This is a genomic window from Rheinheimera pleomorphica (assembly GCF_011634895.1).
GTDB lineage: Bacteria > Pseudomonadota > Gammaproteobacteria > Enterobacterales > Alteromonadaceae > Alishewanella > Alishewanella pleomorphica.
This window is the reverse complement of the sequence record NZ_SIRR01000031.1, coordinates 15,028-35,190: the sequence shown is the minus strand read 5'-3', so window position 1 is coordinate 35,190 and position 20,163 is coordinate 15,028. Positions and strand designations below refer to the sequence as shown.

Annotated in this window: 16 protein-coding genes; 12 read left to right on the top strand and 4 right to left on the bottom strand. The window is 50.4% G+C overall.

The window, feature by feature from the left end:
* Positions 1 to 32: 32 nt before the first annotated feature.
* Positions 33 to 3,584 (top strand): PAS domain-containing hybrid sensor histidine kinase/response regulator, encoded by a 3,552-nt coding sequence (locus tag EYB30_RS16460; protein WP_166840241.1) that lies wholly within the window; start codon positions 33 to 35, stop codon positions 3,582 to 3,584.
* 8 nt (positions 3,585 to 3,592) lie between these two features.
* Here the strand turns inward: EYB30_RS16460 and EYB30_RS16455 are convergent, their stop codons facing one another.
* Both EYB30_RS16455 and acs read right to left on the bottom strand, forming a co-directional pair.
* Positions 3,593 to 4,270 carry a LuxR C-terminal-related transcriptional regulator gene (locus EYB30_RS16455; RefSeq protein ID WP_166840238.1) on the bottom strand — a complete coding sequence of 226 codons (678 nt, stop codon included), beginning with the start codon at positions 4,268 to 4,270 and terminating at the stop codon, positions 3,593 to 3,595.
* 108 nt (positions 4,271 to 4,378) lie between these two features.
* Positions 4,379 to 6,343, bottom strand: coding sequence for an acetate--CoA ligase (gene acs / locus EYB30_RS16450; protein WP_166840236.1), 1,965 nt, complete (start codon positions 6,341 to 6,343; stop codon positions 4,379 to 4,381).
* A 246-nt stretch (positions 6,344 to 6,589) separates the two neighbouring features.
* Here acs and EYB30_RS16445 point away from each other — a divergent pair, with 246 nt between their 5' ends.
* Positions 6,590 to 7,747: a DcaP family trimeric outer membrane transporter gene (locus tag EYB30_RS16445; RefSeq protein ID WP_174978764.1), complete on the top strand. Its 1,158-nt coding sequence runs from the start codon at positions 6,590 to 6,592 to the stop codon at positions 7,745 to 7,747.
* 148 nt (positions 7,748 to 7,895) lie between these two features.
* Here EYB30_RS16445 and rne read toward each other — a convergent pair whose 3' ends face one another.
* On the bottom strand, positions 7,896 to 11,018 hold the full coding sequence (gene rne, locus EYB30_RS16440; protein WP_241698067.1) for a ribonuclease E: 3,123 nt from the start codon (positions 11,016 to 11,018) through the stop codon (positions 7,896 to 7,898).
* Between the two features lie 500 nt (positions 11,019 to 11,518).
* On the opposite strand from rne, the gene rluC reads away from it, so the two are divergent.
* Positions 11,519 to 12,472 (top strand): 23S rRNA pseudouridine(955/2504/2580) synthase RluC, encoded by a 954-nt coding sequence (gene rluC, locus EYB30_RS16435; RefSeq protein WP_166840232.1) that lies wholly within the window; start codon positions 11,519 to 11,521, stop codon positions 12,470 to 12,472.
* Positions 12,472 to 13,149 (top strand): HAD family hydrolase, encoded by a 678-nt coding sequence (locus tag EYB30_RS16430; RefSeq protein WP_166840230.1) that lies wholly within the window; start codon positions 12,472 to 12,474, stop codon positions 13,147 to 13,149. The genes rluC and EYB30_RS16430 overlap by 1 nt, the downstream gene beginning before the upstream one ends.
* 135 nt (positions 13,150 to 13,284) lie before the next feature.
* Here the strand turns inward: EYB30_RS16430 and EYB30_RS16425 are convergent, their stop codons facing one another.
* On the bottom strand, positions 13,285 to 13,884 hold the full coding sequence (locus EYB30_RS16425; RefSeq protein WP_166840228.1) for a Maf family protein: 600 nt from the start codon (positions 13,882 to 13,884) through the stop codon (positions 13,285 to 13,287).
* Between the two features lie 130 nt (positions 13,885 to 14,014).
* Here EYB30_RS16425 and yceD point away from each other — a divergent pair, with 130 nt between their 5' ends.
* From yceD to fabF, 8 genes are all read left to right on the top strand, one after another.
* Positions 14,015 to 14,542 carry a 23S rRNA accumulation protein YceD gene (gene yceD / locus EYB30_RS16420; protein ID WP_166840226.1) on the top strand — a complete coding sequence of 176 codons (528 nt, stop codon included), beginning with the start codon at positions 14,015 to 14,017 and terminating at the stop codon, positions 14,540 to 14,542.
* A gap of 16 nt (positions 14,543 to 14,558) precedes the next feature.
* On the top strand, positions 14,559 to 14,723 hold the full coding sequence (gene rpmF, locus EYB30_RS16415; protein ID WP_008223049.1) for a 50S ribosomal protein L32: 165 nt from the start codon (positions 14,559 to 14,561) through the stop codon (positions 14,721 to 14,723).
* A 6-nt stretch (positions 14,724 to 14,729) separates the two neighbouring features.
* Entirely contained in the window at positions 14,730 to 15,770 is a 1,041-nt protein-coding gene (plsX, locus tag EYB30_RS16410) for a phosphate acyltransferase PlsX (protein WP_174978763.1), read from the top strand.
* 6 nt (positions 15,771 to 15,776) lie between these two features.
* Entirely contained in the window at positions 15,777 to 16,736 is a 960-nt protein-coding gene (locus EYB30_RS16405) for a beta-ketoacyl-ACP synthase III (protein WP_166840222.1), read from the top strand.
* A gap of 40 nt (positions 16,737 to 16,776) precedes the next feature.
* Positions 16,777 to 17,715, top strand: coding sequence for an ACP S-malonyltransferase (gene fabD / locus EYB30_RS16400; protein WP_166840220.1), 939 nt, complete (start codon positions 16,777 to 16,779; stop codon positions 17,713 to 17,715).
* Positions 17,716 to 17,724: 9 nt separating this feature from the next.
* Positions 17,725 to 18,471, top strand: coding sequence for a 3-oxoacyl-ACP reductase FabG (gene fabG / locus EYB30_RS16395; protein ID WP_174978762.1), 747 nt, complete (start codon positions 17,725 to 17,727; stop codon positions 18,469 to 18,471).
* A 136-nt stretch (positions 18,472 to 18,607) separates the two neighbouring features.
* The gene (gene acpP / locus EYB30_RS16390) at positions 18,608 to 18,844 is read left to right on the top strand and encodes an acyl carrier protein (protein WP_008223041.1); all 237 of its coding nucleotides are present in this window, start codon (positions 18,608 to 18,610) and stop codon (positions 18,842 to 18,844) included.
* 80 nt (positions 18,845 to 18,924) lie between these two features.
* Positions 18,925 to 20,163, top strand: coding sequence for a beta-ketoacyl-ACP synthase II (fabF, locus tag EYB30_RS16385; protein ID WP_166840217.1), 1,239 nt, complete (start codon positions 18,925 to 18,927; stop codon positions 20,161 to 20,163).

The window sequence follows — 20,163 nt, the reverse complement described above, 5'->3', positions numbered from 1 at the left end:
AAGTAAAACAACAATAATCACAGGAGAGCGCCGTGGCCGCTTGGGTAGTTGCTATATTGGCACTGTTGTATGTCGGTGGTTTGTTTCTGATAGCGAACTGGGGCGAGCGGCATGCCGATGATAAACTAATACGAAAGTATGGTGGCCTGATCTACAGCCTGGCGTTGGCGGTGTATTGTACCTCCTGGACTTATTATGGCGCAGTAGGCACGGCGGTAACCCAGGGCTGGGATTATATTCCGATTTACCTTGGCCCGGTGTTGTTGTTTATTTTTGCCCAGCCGTTTTTGTTCAAGCTAATGTATGTCGCCAAAAAACAAAACGTCACCTCCGTCGCCGATTTTATCTCTTCCCGTTATGGTAAGCGCAAAAACATTGCGCTGCTGGCCTCGCTGGTCTGCCTGGTGGTGGTGGTGCCTTATATCGCGCTGCAGCTAAAGGCGGTATCTGGCTCTTATCATGTGTTACTCGGCGGAGATGTTAGCGATGACGTCACTAACTGGTGGCAGGACAGTGCCTTTTTAAGTGCACTGGCAATGGCCTTTTTTGCTATTTTATTTGGTACCCGCAAATTACACCTGACCGAGCAAAGCCGTGGCGTTATGGTGGCTATTGCGTTCGAGTCTGTAGTAAAGCTGTTTGCCCTGCTAACCCTGGGGCTGGCAGTGTATGTCTTTGTCTTGGGCGATAGTAGCAATGTGTTTGGCCGCTTTGCTGAGCATGCGATGGCGCAACAACATAGCAGCAGTGATTTTGGCGCAGTAGAATTTATTACTAAAACCATACTGGCTATGGTTGCGGTGTTTTTATTGCCGCGCCAGTTTCATGTCGCCTTTGTCGAAAATGTTTCGCACCACCATTTACGCCATGCCCGGCGCTGGTTCTCACTGTATTTGTTTTTAGTCACTATAGTGGTGATCCCAATTGCGATAGGCGGTATGCAGTTATTCCCGCAAGCGCTTAACGCGGCAGACAGTTTTGTACTGTTGATCCCGGCCCAATCCGGGTGGAGCACGCTAAGTGTGTTGGTCTTTATCGGTGGCTTCTCGGCGGCCACCTCAATGATCATTATCGCCACCCTGGCGCTGTCTACCATGATCAGTAATGATGTGGTTATGCCCGGACTGCTACGCAGCAGTAAAAAACGCGGTCTGGGGCATGATTACAGTCTGCTGATATTACTGGTAAGACGTAGCATGGTCATACTGGTAATGGCGTTGTCTTACCTGTACTACCGTATGTTTGCCCGTAACTATGAGCTGGCAGAAACCGGCCTGCTGGCGTTTGCTCTGGTTATTCAGCTGGCACCGGCGGTGATAGGGGGGCTGTACTGGCGTCGAGGCAATGCCTGGGGCGTCTATCTGGGGCTGAGTATTGGCTTTGTATTGTGGTTCTATACGCTGATGCTGCCGCAATTAGTCAGTACCGGCGCTATCAACAGTAATATTATGCAAACCGGTTTGTTTGGCTGGCAGGCACTGATGCCGACAGCCCTGTTTGGCACTGAGCTGGACAGCTTAAGCCACGGTGTGTTGTTTTCCCTCGGCTTCAACCTGCTGTTTTACGTTTTGGGTTCTTTACTGACGCAGGTTAATTTGCAAGACAGGCTGCAGGCCGTTGCCTTTGTTAAGCCCAATTTGCCGGTAAACCATCAGGATACACCAGCGCGGCGTATCCGCATTCGTAATACGGATTTGAAAATCTTACTGGAACGTTTTGTTGGCGCTAACCGTGCGGCAGAGTGTTTGCAGGAATATGGCCGGCGCCAGCAAGTTGGCTTGCAACTGGATGATTTACCCAGTGTCGGTCTGGTCGAGCACGTTGAACGCGAACTGGCCGGCGTTATCGGTGCTTCATCGGCGTCGGCCATGGTTAATGCGGTACTGGAAGGCCGCCAACTGGCGTTTGAAGACGTTGTCACCCTGTTTGATGACACAACGCAGGCTATTCAGTTTTCGCGCAAAATTCTGTTTTCTACCTTAGAGCACTTAAGCCAGGGCGTAAGCGTGGTTGATCGGGAATTAAAGCTGGTCGCCTGGAATCGGGCGTATCTGGAGATGTTTGATTACCCCGAAGCCATGGTAAGGGTAGGCCGGCCAATTGCCGATATAGTACGTTTTAATGCTGAGCGCGGCCTGTGCGGGCCGGGTTCGTCCGATGAACACGTTGAAAAGCGGATTGCCCATATGCAAAAAGGTACCGCTCATGTGTTTCAGCGGGTACGTCCTGATGGCAAAGTCATAGAGATGCGTGGTAATCCGATCCCCGGTGGCGGCTTTGTGACCAGCTTTACTGATATTTCTGAACATGTTAAAGCGGTGCAGGCGCTGGCCGAGGCGAAGCAGCATTTGGAAGATCGGGTGCAGGAACGGACCCATACCATTTCTGAGATTAACCACGAGCTGCTGGGCGAAGTCAGACGCCGGCGCGAAACTGAGCAACAGTTACTGCAGGCCAAGGCCGAAGCGGAAGTGGCCAATGCCTCTAAAACCCGCTTTCTGGCGCTGGCCAGCCATGATATTTTGCAGCCACTTAATGCGGCAAGATTATTTACTGCAGCGCTGGCAGGCAGCCAGGATGTGCAGCAGCAACAACATATTATTAGCCAACTGGATAATTCGCTTAAAGCCTCAGAAGAGCTGATCTCGACCTTGCTGGAAATCGCGAAACTGGATGATGGCAAGTTGTCACCTGAAGTGCAGACGGTGTCGTTAAAAGAATTGTTATCGCAGTTGTCGGATGAATTTAGCTTACTGGCCAAGCAAAAAGGCTTACAGCTGCAGGTGAAAGCCGCGGATTATCAGGTGCAGACTGATCCGACCTATTTGCGGCGAATTTTGCAGAATATGCTGTCAAATGCAATAAAATATACGAAACAGGGGCGCATCCTGCTGGGCTGTCGCAAACGTGGTAATCAGTTATTGCTGCAGGTGTGGGACAGTGGCCCGGGCATTGCCGAGCCTGACTTACAGCGTATTTTTGAAGATTTTTACCGTATTGATGCTACTGCCAAAGGTCAGCAAGGTGTAGGTCTTGGCCTGGGGGTAGTAAACCGGATGGCAAAACTGTTAGGGCATCCGCTAAAAGTGGCGTCCTGGCCGGGTAAGGGCAGTATGTTCAGTATTCAGTTACCCCTGGTCGCCGCGGTATCGCGTATCGAGTTGCCATTGCCCACGACGAGTGTACAGCGGCCGGTACTGGGCTTATCGGTAGTCTGCGTTGATGATGATGCCGCGAACCTGGCTGCGCTGACGGTATTATTGCAACAATGGCAAATAAGCGATGTGGTGAGCTTTTACGATGAAGACAGCCTGCTGCAGTACGCCCGCAACCACCCCGCGCCGGATGCGTTGCTTATTGACTATCAGCTGGGCCAGCATCTTAATGGCTTACAGCTGTATGAAAAAATTAAACTGGCCTGGGGTAAGGTAAACGGCATACTGGTATCAGCGTCGCCTGAGGCGGGCTTGGCAATGAAAGCAAAGCAGTCTGGCTTGTTATTTCTGGCCAAACCCATCAAGCCAGCGGCGCTGCGCGCCAGCTTAAACCATATAAAGATGCTAAAACGTGCCAGTGCAGAATAGCAGCGGGGTTACTGCTGCGCCATGGCTTTGTTAACCGGTGGTTCTAGTGTTAAACGCTGGGCCTGTATTACTACCTGAGTACGATTTGTTACGCCTAGTTTGCGGAAAATCGCGGTAATATGGGCCTTGACGGTGGCTTCGGAGATATGCAAATCATAGGCGATTTGCTTATTTAGCCAGCCTTCTGTCAGGTAATACAGTACCTTATATTGCTGTGCGGTAAGTTGTGCTACTTTGGCCGCGAGGTCCAAATCATCTTCTGCCTCGTTACTGTGCTGCTCTAGCACCTGTTTCTTAATACCTTGTGGTACCCATAACTCGCCAGCCATGACGGCATTGAGGGCCGCACTGATATCGGCCGGATTGGCCGATTTAGGCACATAAGCCGAGGCGCCAAAGGCCATTACGCGGCGGATAACATCGAGCTCTTCACTGGCGGAAATAACCACTATTGGCAGGGTTGGATGCGTTTTACGCAGCTGGATTAGCCCCAAAAAACCACAGTTGCCCGGCATATGCAGGTCCAGCAACAGCAAATCGGTATCCGGGTGTTGCTCCAGTGCTTCACAGGTGCTGTCAAAACTGTCTGTTTCAATGGTGGCTTTGGTCGCAAAGGTACTGCTGATAGCGTTTATCAGTGCGTTACGAAACAGCGGATGGTCGTCAGCGACGATCAGTTTTGCCATCTTATCCTCCGGCGCAGGGGGTGTTGTTATTATAATAAAGGCCGCTTGTGCGGCCTTTTATACTGCGGCGAGCAGGGCACGCTGTCAAGCGCGCACTGACATTGTGGCTTATTTACGGTTTAAACGGTTGTTTACCAGCGTTTCTACCACCGACGGATCGGCCAGGGTTGAAATATCACCCAGTTGTTCATGCTCATTGGCGGCAATCTTCCGTAAAATGCGGCGCATTATTTTGCCGGAACGGGTTTTCGGTAGTCCGGTCGGTGCCCATTGGATCAGATCGGGTGTGGCAATCGGTGAAATCTCTTCCCGAACCCAGTCGCGCAGCGCTTTGGTTAATTCACTGCTTGGTTCTACGCCAACGCGTGGGGTTACGTAAACGTAAATTCCCTGGCCTTTAATATCGTGCGGGTAACCAACCACAGCCGCTTCTGCAACGGCATCATGTGCTACCAGACAACTTTCAATCTCGGCGGTGCCTAAGCGGTGGCCAGAGATATTAAGCACATCGTCAACACGGCCGGTCAGCCAGTAATAACCGTCGGCATCACGTTTGGCGCCATCGCCGGTAAAGTACAGGCCAGGGTAAGTGCTGAAATAGGTTTGTTCAAAGCGTTCATGGTCGCCATAAACAGTACGCATTTGCCCCGGCCAGCTGTCTTTAATGACCAGATTGCCCTCGCACTCGCCACTGAGTTCATTGCCCTCGTTATCGACAATGGCAGGTTTGACGCCAAAAAATGGCCGGGTAGCCGAGCCCGGTTTTAACTCAGTACAACCCGGTAATGGCGTGATTAAAATACCGCCGGTTTCCGTTTGCCACCAGGTATCAACAATAGGGCATTGGCCTTTACCAAATTTATCATGGTACCAGCTCCAGGCTTCAGGGTTGATCGGCTCACCGACGCTCCCCAGCGTGCGTAATGAACTTAGCGAACAGCCTTCTACCGGCGCATCGCCATGCGCCATCAGGGCGCGAATCGCGGTAGGGGCGGTGTAGAGAATGTTAACCTGATATTTATCCACAATTTGCGCCATACGTTTTACGCTGGGATAATTCGGCACACCTTCAAACATCACGCTGCTGGCGCCATTGGCCAGTGGGCCATAGACAATATAACTGTGGCCGGTTACCCAGCCAATATCGGCAGCACACCAGTAGATGTCACCGTCATGATAGTCAAACACATACTGATGCGTCATCGAGGCATACACCATATAGCCGCCGGTAGTATGCAGCACGCCTTTGGGTTTACCGGTAGAGCCAGAGGTGTACAGAATAAATAACGGATCTTCAGCATTCATCGGTTCGGCCGGGCAATCAGCGCTTTGCTGATTGAGCAGCTCGTGATACCAGACATCGCGGCCGTCTTTGCCTGCCTGCATATCAACATTTTTGCCGACATGTTTCACCACGATCACGTTTTGCACCGGCGAGGCATCGCCCAGGTGTGCCAGTGCCATATCGGTGTTATCTTTTAAGTTGGTCACCCGGCTGCCGCGCAGCGCCTGGTCGGCGGTGATCACCAGTTTCGAATCACAATCGACAATACGGCTACCCAACGCATCAGGTGAAAAACCGGCAAAAACGACCGAGTGCACCGCGCCAATACGGGCACAGGCCAGCAGTGCAACGGCGGCCTCCGGGATCATCGGCAGGTAAATCGTTACGCGATCACCTTTTGCCACGCCCAGTGCTTTCATGCCATTGGCTAACTTACAGACTTGCTGATGCAAATCAGCGTAGGTAACGCTTTTCTGTACCTCGGGTGAGTCGCCTTCCCAATAAAACGCAACTTGATCTGCGCGCTCTGGCAGATGACGGTCTAAACAGTTATAGCTGGCATTTAATACCCCATCGGCAAACCAGTTAATACTGACTTCTCCTGCGGCAAAGCTGGTGTTCTTCACGCGGGTATAAGGGGTAAACCAGTGCAGGCGTTTACCGTGCTCAGCCCAAAAGGCATCCGGAGCGTCAACAGACTGCTGGTACATTTGCTGATAGTGTTCATTGGTCAGCAGCGAGCGTTTCGCCGCACTGGTTGGTACCGGATAAACTGTTGGATGTGACATAACTTCCCCTGTGAGAGCTTCTAAAATCTTATGTTGTCTTTCTATCGAAGCCGCGTGTTAATTGAAATTAGACCTTAGTCTAGCCAAATTCTAAGCAGTGAGCGAACTGTTCATGTTCGCTTGTCAGCACGGCGTCAGGCGTCAGCCGGATTGCGACTAAAGGCTAATTGCAGGAATCCCGGTACTGCACCACAGTTGAACTGCAAAATTACCATTACAAGAATGAAAAAGATGGAGAGACGGCAAATGAAGAAAATAACAACTGTATCTTACCTCGCGGTCTGTGTAGCTTTGGCAAGTGGCGCGGTGCAGGCAAATGGTTTCAACATAGGTGACACTGATGTCACCTTTGGCGGTTATGTCAAACTTGATGCAATGTATACCGATAGCTCAGATGGTCAGATCGCCACAGGTATCGGCAGAGACTTTTATATCCCGAGTTTAACGCCTGTTGGCGGTGCGGATGAGGGCGGTACCTTTGATTTTCATGCCCGTCAATCACGCTTCTTCTTTAAAACCAATACTAAGCTGGAGAACGGCAAAACATTAGGCGGGCATATCGAGCTTGATTTTATGGCTACCGCCGGTGGTGACGAGCGTATCACCAATAGCTATTCACCGCGTTTACGTCAGGCATTTATTACTTATGACGGCTGGCTGTTTGGTCAAACATGGACCACCTTCATGGACTTAAATGCACTGCCTGATACGCTGGATTTTATCGGTAATACCGACGCGATGGTGTTCGGTCGTCAGGCGCAAATTCGCTACACCAGCGGCAATTTTCAGGTAGCCATTGAAAACCCGGAAACGACCGTAACACCTTTCGGTGGTGGACCGCGTATTACAACAGACGACAATGCTACGCCGGATCTGGTGTTTAAGTATGGTCAGAAAGCGGATTGGGGAACCTGGTCGGTGTCGGCATTAGTGCGCCAGCTTGCCTATGAGAGTGGTGCTATCGACAGCACAACATCTGCGTTTGGTGTCAGTGCAACGGCTAAAATCTTGTTAAGTAATAACAACGACATCCGTATTACTGCAACGACCGGCTCAGGTGTTGGCCGCTATATTGGCTTAAATACCGCAAACGGTGCTGTACTTGATGCCAACAATGAACTTGAAGCGATTGACTCGACAGCCTTTGCCATCGCCTACAAACATAACTGGAATAGCCAGTGGCGCAGTAGTCTGGTGTATTCACTGCTGAGTGTGGATAACGATGTCAATCTTACCGGCGCAGGGGCGACTAAAACCACCAATAGCTGGACAACTAACCTGATTTATCAGGCTGCAAAGAAGCTGATGTTCGGTATCGAGTATAAATTTGCAAATCGGGAGATTGAATCTGGCCTGGACGGTGATATGAACCGCATTCAGTTTAGTGCCAAGTATGATTTCTAAGCCGTAAACGGGATCACTGTAGGGGCGCATAATTGCGCCCCTTTTTACTGCCATTTTTATGACATAACAAATACATAAAACTGATACATAAAAGAAGGGGCGCAATTCTGCGCCCCTGGGTTATTTTACCAGTGCTGGTAGTAGCAGATTATTCATCTGCTTTAGGTTTGGTCATAGGCGCCGTTACCGCCTGACGGGCGAAAGCGGAACCTGCTGGACGCTGTGAGCTGGCAACAACAGGCCTTGCTTCTGCTGGCATTGCAGCAGGGGCGGTGTTGTTTGGCTCAGTACTGTCTGTCTGCTCAGGCTTGGTCATCGTCGCCACCACCATTTGGGCATAGCGGCTACCGCCAGCTTTAGCAGTTGTTACCGCTACTGCGACCGGTTCAGCATTCACATTGCTGTCAGGCTCAGCCGTTTGTGGTGCCACTACTGCTGTGGGCTGTGCTGGTTTTTCAACAGCCTGTTGCGCTGGCGCAGCCGGTGTATCTACTGTTTCCGTTGGCGCAGCAGGTGCTACTGCAGCAGGTGCCGGCTCGGCATTAGCTGGCGCACTGTCTGCCGGACTGGCGGCTTTGTCAGCTTTTTTCGGCGCCAGTTTACGTCGGGCACGGGCTTTGGGCTTTTCCTCCACCGTTTCTGGCGTATGCTCTGCTGCAGTGTCAAGTGGCGCAGCTTCCGCCGCTTCCGCTACTATTGCTGGCTCGCCGGCACTGTTATCAGCAGTTTCAGCGGTATTAATTACCGCTTCGGCTGCGGTGTCCTGAGCAACAACAGGCTCAGCTGTTTCTTCCGCTGGCGTCTGGTCCTGCTCTTTTTTGCGCTTTTGTCCGGCAGCACGCAGATGCCGTGGCGAGCGACGGTTACGGCTACGTGGTTCTGCAGCCTCTTGCGCCGCCGTTTCAGCTGTTGCGTCAGTGCCAGCTTCAGCGTTTGTCTCTGAACTTGCTGCTGCGCTGCTGTGCTGCTCTGCGTCCGGGTTGGTAGTATTGTCTTGTGTTGGCGCTTCGCTGACGCTGGTGCCAACAGTATCAACAGCAGCAGTATCAACAGCGACAGTATCAACCACTGCTGCAGTAGCGGCTTCGGCTGAGGCCGTGCTTTGTGCTGCCAATGCTGCTGGCTGCGATGCGCTTTCAAGTGTCGCTACAGTTTCTACCGTTACCGCCTCTGTTACTAAAGCTTTGTCCATCCGCACAGATTTACGCATATTGCGGCGTTGGCGACGCTCTGCAACGCGTTGTGGCGCATCATCGTCGTCTTTATTAACAGCGGGGGCTGGCGCTTTGTCCTGCGGCTTTTTCGCGTCATGCTGCGCGCGCGGTGGTCGGGAATCCTGCTGCGGCCGTTGCTGACGCTCATTTTTATGTCCGCTTTCGTCTTTTAGCGGGCTATGGGGCGCTTTATCTTCAGCATCATTGCGGCGACGCGGTTTATTGCGACGGCGGTTATTGTCGCGATTCGCATCACGGTTACCATCACGGTTTTGTTCGCGGTTGCCATCACGATTATTGCTACGCGGCGCATTACGCTCAGGCGTTTTGGTTGTGGCTTTGGTTTCAGCAACACTTTCACTTGGCGCAAACACTTTAGCAAACCAGTTGCTGATAGCGGCAAACAGGCCCGGGCTTTGCGCTGGCGCGGCATCAATTTTTGCTGCCGGACGCTGCGCGGCGCTATCGGCGATATTAATCGCCGAAATAGCTGGCTTTTCTTTTACTGCATCTGACGCAGGCTGATACAAGGTTGTTGTCGCCTCTGGCGCTTTTACCAGATTGTAACTGACATCATCAATCTCTTCGTCGATACGGATGCGGATCACTTCATGGTTTGGCGTTTCTAAGTGCTCGTTTGGAATAACGAACACACGAATACCATGGCGTTTTTCAATGCGGCGCACAGCGTCGCGTTTTTCATTCATCAGATAGGTGGCAACAGACACCGGTACCTGAGCATGAATTTGACTGGTATTGTCTTTAATCGATTCTTCTTCGATTAAACGCAGGATAGACAGTGCAGATGACTCAGTGCTGCGAATGGTGCCGCGGCCATGGCAACGCGGGCACACATGTGTTGCTGACTCACCCAGCGATGGGCGCAGACGCTGACGCGACATTTCCAGCAAACCAAAGCGCGAAATACGGCCAATTTGTACCCGGGCACGGTCGTGTTTAACGGCATCCTTTAAGCGGTTTTCCACTTCGCGCTGGTGGCGCACCGGCGTCATATCGATAAAGTCGATAACGATCAAACCACCTAAGTCGCGCAGGCGTAACTGACGGGCAATTTCATCGGCGGCTTCTAAATTGGTATTAAACGCCGTTTCTTCAATATCGCCGCCTTTGGTGGCTTTAGACGAGTTGATATCAATAGCGGTTAAGGCTTCAGTGCTGTCGATAACGATAGAGCCACCTGATGGCAGGCGCACTTCACGGCGAAACGCCGATTCAATTTGGGTTTCAATTTGAAAGTGCATAAACAGCGGCACTTCGCCCTGATACAGCTTAACGCGGTGGGCAAAGTCAGGCCGGAATTGCTGAATATAGACTTTGGCTTCTTCAAAAATACGTGGGTTATCGATCAGGATTTCGCCGACATCACGACGCAGGTAATCGCGGATGGCGCGAAATACCACATTACTTTCCTGGTGGATTAAAAACGGTGAAGGGCGCTTTTGTGCTTCTTCAGTTATGGCAGACCAATGCTTTAACAGTGCTTTTAAGTCGTAGTCCAGTTCTTCATACGATTTACCGACACCGGCGGTACGTACGATTAAACCCATGCCATCCGGCATTTCTAACTGACCTAACGAGTCCTTTAACTCCTGGCGCTCATCACCTTCGATGCGACGGGAAATACCGCCAGCACGTGGGTTATTGGGCATCAGTACTAAGTAAGAACCGGCGAGGCTGATAAAGGTGGTTAAGGCGGCGCCTTTTTGACCGCGTTCTTCTTTATCAATCTGAATAATAACTTCCTGACCTTCTTTTACCACTTCTTTAATGTTTGGGCGGCCATCGAAGCTGTAACCAGAGGGGAAGTATTCGCGGGAGATTTCTTTTAAAGGGAGAAAACCGTGACGGTCAGCGCCGTAGTCAACAAAGGCAGCTTCTAAGCTTGGCTCAACCCGGGTGATTTTACCTTTGTAAATATTGGCTTTTTTTTGTTCATGGCCCGGGCTTTCAATATCCAGGTCATACAGTTTCTGGCCATCGACCAGTGCAACGCGGATTTCTTCTTCCTGCGTGGCGTTAATTAACATTCTTTTCATCGTTAGTGACTCGCATTTATGCAGCCACAACGCAGCCCGGTGGGCATCTGCGTGTTCAGACGTTATCAAACACTAATGGGTGCAGTCTCACGACTGGAATGTCTGAAGAAACCAAATTGTCACTGCATAAGCTTTTGTGATGGCTTTGCAGTTTATGCTGTTTTCGTTTTGGATCTGAAACACACCGCCCTTAAGCGCTGCGTTATAGCAATATTTTTTATGCTCTGGTTGACCGGAACTCATGTTTTGCCGCTGTTGATAACAGATTACGCAACATTATCTCAGGCAAATGGCGTTTGGTTTACGTCGGGGGTATAAAAAACGTTGGTTTTCACCACGATTTCGGTATGATCAGTCCCCCAAGCGCTGCCGCACAAATTCTCTTACGTCACTTTGAGCGCCCTAATTGCCAGTTTTTGGCATAATTAGCGGGAGGATTATCCCACTAATGCGCAGCCGATAGCAACTGAAATCTAATATTAGCAGAGTATTCAAAACCCATGACCGAAGAAATCAAGTTACCTGTGCAAATAATTGAAATAGAACCTGATTTTATTGGTCAGCGCATAGACAATTTTTTATTGGCGCGGCTCAAAGGCGTACCAAAAAGTGTTATTTATCGGGTTTTACGCAAAGGTGAAGTGCGAGTGAACAAAAAACGCATCAAACCTGAATACAAACTGCAGCAGGATGATGTGGTACGCATTCCACCATTAACAGTGGCGGCAGAGGGCGAACCGGTATCGGTAAAGCTATCCATGGTGAAAAACCTGGAACAACATATTTTATTTGAAGATAACGACTTGATTGTGCTCAATAAACCTTCAGGTATGGCAGTGCATGGTGGCAGCGGTTTACAATTTGGTGTGATAGAGGCGCTGCGGGCATTGCGACCATTGGCAAAACATCTGGAACTGGTGCACCGGCTTGACCGTGATACCTCGGGTTGTTTATTGATCGCGAAAAAGCGCTCAGTGTTGACTCATTTGCATGAGCAATTGCGCAATAAAACCGTTGAGAAAAAATACTGGGCACTGGTCGCCGGTGACTGGGACAACAAGGTGCGTAAAGTTACTGAGCCGTTGAAGAAAAACACCCTGCAGTCTGGTGAGCGGGTAGTGCGGGTAGATGAAAAAGAGGGTAAACCGTCTGAAACCCGCTTTCGTATTTTACAGCGTTACCAACAAGGCACTTTGGTAGAGGCCTTTCCGGTGACGGGTCGTACTCACCAAATCCGGGTACATACTGCCTGCAAAGGCCACCCGATAGCCTGCGATGATAAATACGGTGACAACACCTTTACCGCACAGATGCAGCAAATTGGCTTAAACCGGTTATTTTTACATGCTAAAACCTTAAGCTTTATGCATCCGATGACCGAAACCACTATGCGGGTAGAGGCGCCATTAGATATGGCGCTGGAGCAAGCGCTGGCAAAATTAACGAGAAAGTAATGCAAACAGTAGTAACAAAGCCTCTGCTAACAACAGAGAAGGTGTCACTGGTAATTTTTGACTGGGACGGCACAGTAATGGACTCGGTGGGGCGTATTGTATCGTCATTACGTGCTGCTGCTGGTATAGCCGCGCTTAACGTGCCAACTGAGCATCAGGCCAAGCAGATTATCGGCCTTAGCTTGGATCCGGCGTTTGATATTTTGTTTCCCGGTATCACTGACGACAAACGCCAGTTAATGTTTCAGCATTACCGTGAGCAATATATGCTGCACGATAGCACGCCAACGCCATTATTCGCCGGTGTAGAGCAGGTGCTAACACAGTTAAAAGATAACAATATCAAATTAGCCGTGGCAACCGGCAAACAGCGCCGCGGCCTTAACCGTATGTTTGCGGAAACCGGCCTGGATAAGTATTTTGATACCAGCCGCTGTGCTGATGAAGCGCAGTCGAAGCCGCACCCGGAAATGCTGCAGCAAATTCTGCGTCAGCTGGACGTGCCGGCAGAGCAGGCGGTGATGGTGGGCGATACCAGCCATGATATGAAGATGGCTCAAGCCATTGCAATGCCGCGGGTTGGTGTAACCCATGGCGTGCATGGTCGCGACGTATTAAGCCAGTTTTCGCCCAAAGCCATTATCGATACGATGCCGGAATTATTGCAAGTTTTATAAATGCAGATTATGCCAGGTGGGTTCGGTTTGCTCTAAGGCAACCGTTGCAGGCCAGGATGGCCGAATCGAGCCCCCATGGATGGGTTCACGGCGTGTTGCTGTGGGCAAACCGAATTCACCATTGCACTGATTTTGTCAGCTAAGCAGCACATTAACACCTTCATTTAACAACATCTGGTTTAGCCGGATCAGTGGCAGGCCAATCAGGCTATTGGGGTCGTCACCACTGAGTTTACTAAATAAGCTAATGCCCAGGCCTTCGCTTTTAAAGCTGCCGGCACAGTCCAGTGGTTGCTCTTTGTCGATATAAGCAATAATTTCGGCATCGGTTAATACGCGAAAGCTAACATTAAATGGCTCAACCATAACTTGCACCTTGCCACTTTGTGCATTAACCAGCGCCAGACCGGTTAAAAAGGTGACACTTTGGCCGCTAAAGCGGCGCAGTTGCGCACAGGCATTTTCTGCGCTGTGCGGTTTGCCAATAATGGCGTTGTCAAATACCGCTACCTGGTCAGAACCAATGACTAAACCTGAGCTTAAACCTGTGGCCACTGCCTGTGCCTTGGCAATGGCTAAGCGATGTACCAGTTGCTCGGCCGTTTCATTTGGCCGGGGCGTTTCATCGACATTGGGTTTGATGGCGGTAAAGTTGCGGCTAAGCCTAGCCAGCAACTGTTGGCGGTATACCGAAGTAGACGCCAGGTAAAGCGGCGGTGAGGCGTGTTCAGACATGGTAAAAATAGCCTTAGTATTCAGATTGTGACGCACTATAAACAGAATGCTAAAATAGCGCGAGAAAAACGACAAAAAACTGCCAGAACCCTTTGACAGTGCAGGGTGGCTTCTATATGATGCGCGCCTTATGCAAAAAGTAAAAATGCCCGTTACTATAGATCCGGTTAAAGCCGCGCAAAAACGTTCTGATTATGAAGGCGTTATTTTGCTGGCTACGCTAACCCGATTAACGCAAAGCCTGATACATTCTGACGGCGAGGTAGCGGTACGAGTTGAATGCGGTACTGACCAGCAAGGCCTGACTGTAATACAGGGTAGCGCTTCTTGCGAAGTGAGTGTAACCTGCGAACGTTGTGGCGAAGCCATGACAGTGTCGCTGGACTGCAATTTTGCATACACTCCGGTTAAACCGGATGATGACGCTGCTTTGGAGTTAATTCCTGAGCGTTACGACGTGATCGAGAAAGACGAGCACGGCGAAATAAATTTACGGCAGTTAGTGGAAGATGAGCTGATTCTGGCGTTACCACTGTTTCCGATGCACGACGAAGCGGTTTGCTCCGTTAGTGCGGCATCGATGAGCTTTGGTGACATAGGCCCGGAACCGGAAAAACCCAATCCTTTCGCTATACTGGCAGAATTAAAGAAAAAGTGAGTTTAGGAGAAATACCATGGCTGTTCAGCAAAACAAAAAATCACGTGCACGCCGCGACATGCGTCGTTCACACGATGCATTAACTGGCCCAACGCTGTCAGTTGATTCTACTACCGGCGAAACACACCGTCGTCACCATATTACTGCCGATGGTTACTACAAAGGCCGTAAAGTAAAATAAGTCTGAGTGCACCGGGTGCAGCCGCTTAAGCTGACACTTGCCTTAGACATGATGGGGGGCGATCACGGCCCCCATTCTACTATTCCTGCCGCTTTGGCAGCGATTTGCGAATTTCCAGAACTCCAACTTATCCTTTGTGGCGATGAAGCCCTGTTAACCGAGCAGTTAAAGCTGCACGGTGTGTTCCCGCATCCGCAACTTTGCATTCGGCATAGCAGCCAGGTGGTGTCAATGGCCGACAAACCCTCTGTTGCCTTGCGCTCTAAGCGTGATTCCTCTATGCGGGTAGCGCTGGATCTGGTTGATAAAGGCGAGGTGCAGGCCTGTGTCAGTGCCGGCAATACCGGTGCCCTAATTGCCATGGCGCACTTTGTGCTGAAAATGCTCAATGGCGTTGACCGTCCGGCCTTGGTTAGCGCTTTGCCAGCAGTAGAAGGCAACCCGGTGTATATGCTGGATTTAGGTGCCACGGTAAACTGTGACGCCGACACCTTATTTCAGTTTGCCGTGATGGGCGCCGTAATGGCCGAAGAAGTCATTGGCATTAGCCAGCCCAAGGTAGCGCTGCTGAATATGGGCGAAGAAGAAATTAAAGGCTCTGACCAAATAAAGCGCGCCTCTATGCTGTTGTCCGACTGTAACGACATTAACTATATTGGTTACATAGAAGGCAATGATATTTTTACCGGTAAGGCCGATGTTATCGTTTGCGATGGCTTTGTTGGCAATGTAGCGCTGAAAACCTGTGAAGGGGTGGCAAAACTTATCCTGCGCCGCTTTGAGTCCAGCATTAAAGACAAGGTCACTGCGCAATTATTCGGCTGGTTAATCAAACCTTTTATAAAAAACCTTTATCAGGGCGTGAACCCCGACCACTATAACGGTGCAAGTCTGATAGGATTGCGCGGAATTGTAGTGAAAAGTCATGGAAATGCGACTAAAGATGCATTTCTCAGTGCCATCCGGCAAGCGGTGCGTGAGGTTGAACGTCAGGTACCCGCTAAGATAAAAGATCGGTTGGAACACGTATTAATTGATAAAGCGTAGGTCCTCATGTATTCACGCATTATAGGTACCGGGAGTTATTTCCCGTCTCAGGTTCGCAGTAACGCTGATCTGGAGTCTATGGTTGAAACCACAGACGAGTGGATTATCGAACGCACCGGCATTAAAGAGCGGCGCATTATTGGCGACGATGAAAGCGTTGCCACTATGGGCGCACAGGCCGCTTTGCAAGCGATTGACGCCGCCGGGATTGATAAAAACAGCATAGACATGATTATCTGTGCCACGACCAGCGCGTCGCGCGCTCTGCCCAGTGCCGCCTGTGAAATTCAGCGCGAGCTGGATATTCCAGCTATTCCGGCTTTTGATATTGCCGCGGCCTGCGCCGGCTTTTGTTATGGCTTAAGCGTTGCTGATCAGTATATTAAAACTGGCATTGCCAAACGTATTTTGGTGATAGGCTCCGACTGTTTATCCCGCCTGGTGTCGCCGGAAGATAGAAGCATGGTGATCTTATTTGGCGATGCCGCCGGCGCCGTGTTGTTAGAAGCATCTGAACAGCCGGGTATTTTGTCTACCCATATACATGCTGACGGCAAATATTCAGAGCTGCTGTATGTCGATAACCCGATCCGCGGTGATGAGCAATCTGTGCATCAATCCTGGGGTTCAATGAAAGGCAACGATGTGTTTAAAGTTGCCGTGACCAAGCTCTCTGAAGTGGTTGAGCAAACGCTGGCCGCGAATAATCTGCAAAAATCACAGATTGACTGGCTGGTGCCGCATCAGGCTAACCTGCGTATTATCTCCGCTGTGGCGCGCAAATTAGATATGTCGATGGAGCAGGTGGTTATCAACCTGGACCGATATGGCAACACTTCTGCGGCCACGGTGCCAACTGCATTGGATGAAGCCATCCGTGATGGCCGTATTCAGCGTGGCCAAACCTTATTACTGGAAGCCTTTGGCGGCGGTTTCGCCTGGGCGTCGGCGCTGGTGCGTTACTAAGCATCAGCCAGTATTAATTTCAATACTTGCAGGACCTATTATGACAACCAAACTTGCAATTGTGTTTCCAGGTCAGGGCTCACAAAGCGTTGGCATGCTTGCCGATTTACATGCCGAATTTGACATAGTAAAACAAACCTTTGCTGAGGCATCTGACGCACTTGGCTATGACTTATGGGCCCTGGTAGCACAAGGCCCGGAAGCGGATTTAAATGAAACTCACCGTACCCAGCCAGCGCTGTTGACCGCGTCTGTGGCGGTGTGGCGCTTATGGCAGCAGCAGGGCGGTGCTACCCCCGCTTATTTTGCCGGGCATTCACTGGGTGAGTATTCAGCGCTGGTGTGTGCCGGCGTATTAACGCTGGCGGATGCGGTAAAGCTGGTTGAAAAACGCGGTAACTATATGCAGCAGGCCGTGCCGGCCGGGGTTGGCGCTATGTCGGCTATTATCGGTCTGGACGATGCGGCTATTGCTGCAGCGTGTGAACAGGCTGCGCAGGGCGAAGTGGTATCGCCCGTTAACTATAACTCACCGGGTCAGGTGGTGATTGCTGGTCATAAAGTGGCGGTAGAACGTGCCGGTGAATTATGTAAAGCGGCCGGCGCCAAACGTGCACTGCCATTACCGGTAAGCGTGCCGTCACACTGCGCCTTAATGCGCCCGGCGGCCGAGCAATTAGCGCAGGATTTAGCGGCATTAAACTTTAACAATGCTGTCATACCGGTAGTCAATAATGTTGATGTTGCTATCGCTGCAGACAATGTGGCCGTTAAAGATGCGCTGGTGCGTCAGTTATATAGCCCGGTACGCTGGACAGAAACCATAGAGTGGTTAGCGGCACAGGGCGTAACTGACGTGTTGGAACTGGGCGCCGGTAAGGTACTAAGTGGCCTGATTAAACGTATCGATAAAGCATTATCCACCGCTTCAGTGGGTGACGTTGCCACACTCCAAGCAGCGCTTGTGGCAGAGAATTAAGGATTTAACATGACAGCATTTATTTCATTAGAAGGCAAAGTGGCTCTGGTAACCGGGGCCAGTCGTGGTATTGGTCGCGCTATTGCCGAGCAGTTAGCTGCATTGGGTGCCAAAGTAGTGGGTACCGCAACGTCAGAGAAAGGCGCTGCGGCCATCAGCAGTTATTTAGGTGACAATGGCTGTGGTCTGGTGTTAAATGTGGCCGATACAGAATCGATTGAGCAATGTTTAACCGAGATAAAAAACCAGTTTGGCGAAATTGATATTCTGGTTAATAATGCCGGTATTACCCGCGACAACCTGTTAATGCGGATGAAGGATGAAGAGTGGTTTGACATTATGCAAACCAACTTAAACTCGGTGTATCGCTTAAGTAAAGCAGTACTGCGCAGCATGATGAAAAAGCGCTTTGGCCGTATTATCAGCATAGGTTCAGTAGTTGGCTCTATGGGCAACGCGGGCCAGACAAACTATGCTGCAGCTAAGGCCGGTGTACTGGGCTTTACCAAGTCACTCGCTCGCGAGGTGGCATCACGTGGTATTACGGTCAATGCGATAGCGCCGGGTTTTATTGATACCGACATGACCAAAGAGTTGTCGGATGAACAAAAAGAAGCCATTTTTGCTCAGGTGCCGGCTAACCGTTTAGGCCAGCCGGAAGAAATTGCGGCCACAGTGGCATTTTTGGCCTCGAACCAGGCAGCCTATATTAATGGTGAAACAATTCACGTAAACGGCGGTATGTATATGGTGTAAGCCAATGCAGCTAAGCAGGTTTGACCAGCGCAAAATGCTGATCGTCAAGCTTGCAACCCTGTGAGCTTACGCATAAACTAGCGCCACACAAAATTGCACGAACTGTTGCGATTTATATGAGAAAAAGGAAGAAAAGATGAGCAACATCGAAGAACGCGTTAAGAAAATTATTATTGAACAACTGGGCGTTAAAGAAGACGAAGTGAAAAACGAAGCGTCTTTCGTTGACGACCTGGGCGCTGACTCACTGGACACTGTTGAGCTGGTGATGGCGCTGGAAGAAGAGTTCGATACTGAAATTCCTGACGAAGAAGCTGAAAAAATCACTACTGTTCAGTCTGCTATTGATTACATCAAAGCACACGCTGAGTAAGTTATCAGCTTGCAGAACGGGTAGCTAAGCTACCCGTTTTCGTTTTAAGATCGATGAAAATGTCCATGGCGGAGGGTTTTGTGGCAAAACGTCGTGTGGTTGTTACCGGTTTAGGCATGTTAACGCCGCTGGGTAATGATGTTGCCTCAAGCTGGCAGGGCTTACAGCAAGCCAAAAGTGGTATCTCACTGATAGAGCATTTCGATACCAGTGCCTATACCACTAAATTTGCTGGTTTGGTGAAAGACTTTGATGTAGAGCCGTTTTTTTCTGCCAAAGAAGCAAAAAAAATGGATCTGTTTATTCAGTATGGCGTGGCCGCTGGTATTCAGGCGTTTCGCGACTCTGGCATCGAAATTACTGAGCAAAATGCGCCCCGTATCGGCGCTGCGGTTGGTTCAGGTATCGGTGGCCTTGGGTTGATTGAAGAAAACCATACCAAGCTAATCAACAGTGGGCCAAAACGGTTATCACCGTTTTTTGTGCCGTCGACCATCATTAATATGATTGCCGGTCAGCTGTCGATAATGCTGGGCTTGCAAGGGCCGAATATCAGTATAGTGACTGCCTGTACCACAGGGGTGCACAATATTGGCCATGCGGCGCGGATGATAAGCTACGGTGATGCCGATGTGATGATCGCCGGAGGTGCCGAAAAAGCCTCTACGCCGCTGGGCATGGGCGGCTTTGGCGCGGCGCGGGCATTATCTACCCGTAACGACGCGCCACAGCAGGCCAGTCGTCCCTGGGACAAAGACCGTGATGGTTTTGTACTGGGCGATGGTGCTGGTGTTATGGTGCTGGAAGAGTATGAACACGCCAAGGCGCGTGGCGCTAAGATCTATGCCGAACTGGTTGGTTTTGGTATGAGTGGCGATGCCTATCATATGACATCACCTCCGGAAAATGGTGCCGGCGCCGCGTTAGCGATGAAAAATGCGCTGCACGACGCTCAGGTTAATCCGGAACAAGTGGCCTATATCAATGCGCATGGTACTTCAACGCCAGCTGGTGATATTGCGGAAACTATGGCAATTAAGTCGGTATTTGCCAACAACCTGGATAAGTTAATGGTCAGTTCGTCCAAGTCGATGATTGGTCATTTATTAGGTGCGGCCGGTTCGGTAGAATCGATTATCACCGTGTTGTCGTTACAGGATCAGCTGGTGACGCCCACCATTAATCTGGATAACCCGGACGAAGGTTGTGATCTGGACTATGTGCCGCACCAGGCACGCCAGGTCAAGATGGAATATGCCCTGTGTAATTCCTTCGGCTTTGGTGGTACTAACGGTTCTATCCTGTTTAAACGGGTATAA

Coding starts and splice junctions, on each gene's coding strand:
- EYB30_RS16455 (WP_166840238.1), bottom strand. CDS start 4,270: ATGGCAAAACTGATCGTCGCTGACGACCATCCGCTGTTTCGTAACGCA.
- acs (WP_166840236.1), bottom strand. CDS start 6,343: ATGTCACATCCAACAGTTTATCCGGTACCAACCAGTGCGGCGAAACGC.
- EYB30_RS16445 (WP_174978764.1), top strand. CDS start 6,590: ATGAAGAAAATAACAACTGTATCTTACCTCGCGGTCTGTGTAGCTTTG.
- rne (WP_241698067.1), bottom strand. CDS start 11,018: ATGAAAAGAATGTTAATTAACGCCACGCAGGAAGAAGAAATCCGCGTT.
- rluC (WP_166840232.1), top strand. CDS start 11,519: ATGACCGAAGAAATCAAGTTACCTGTGCAAATAATTGAAATAGAACCT.
- EYB30_RS16430 (WP_166840230.1), top strand. CDS start 12,472: ATGCAAACAGTAGTAACAAAGCCTCTGCTAACAACAGAGAAGGTGTCA.
- EYB30_RS16425 (WP_166840228.1), bottom strand. CDS start 13,884: ATGTCTGAACACGCCTCACCGCCGCTTTACCTGGCGTCTACTTCGGTA.
- yceD (WP_166840226.1), top strand. CDS start 14,015: ATGCAAAAAGTAAAAATGCCCGTTACTATAGATCCGGTTAAAGCCGCG.
- rpmF (WP_008223049.1), top strand. CDS start 14,559: ATGGCTGTTCAGCAAAACAAAAAATCACGTGCACGCCGCGACATGCGT.
- EYB30_RS16405 (WP_166840222.1), top strand. CDS start 15,777: ATGTATTCACGCATTATAGGTACCGGGAGTTATTTCCCGTCTCAGGTT.
- fabD (WP_166840220.1), top strand. CDS start 16,777: ATGACAACCAAACTTGCAATTGTGTTTCCAGGTCAGGGCTCACAAAGC.
- fabG (WP_174978762.1), top strand. CDS start 17,725: ATGACAGCATTTATTTCATTAGAAGGCAAAGTGGCTCTGGTAACCGGG.
- acpP (WP_008223041.1), top strand. CDS start 18,608: ATGAGCAACATCGAAGAACGCGTTAAGAAAATTATTATTGAACAACTG.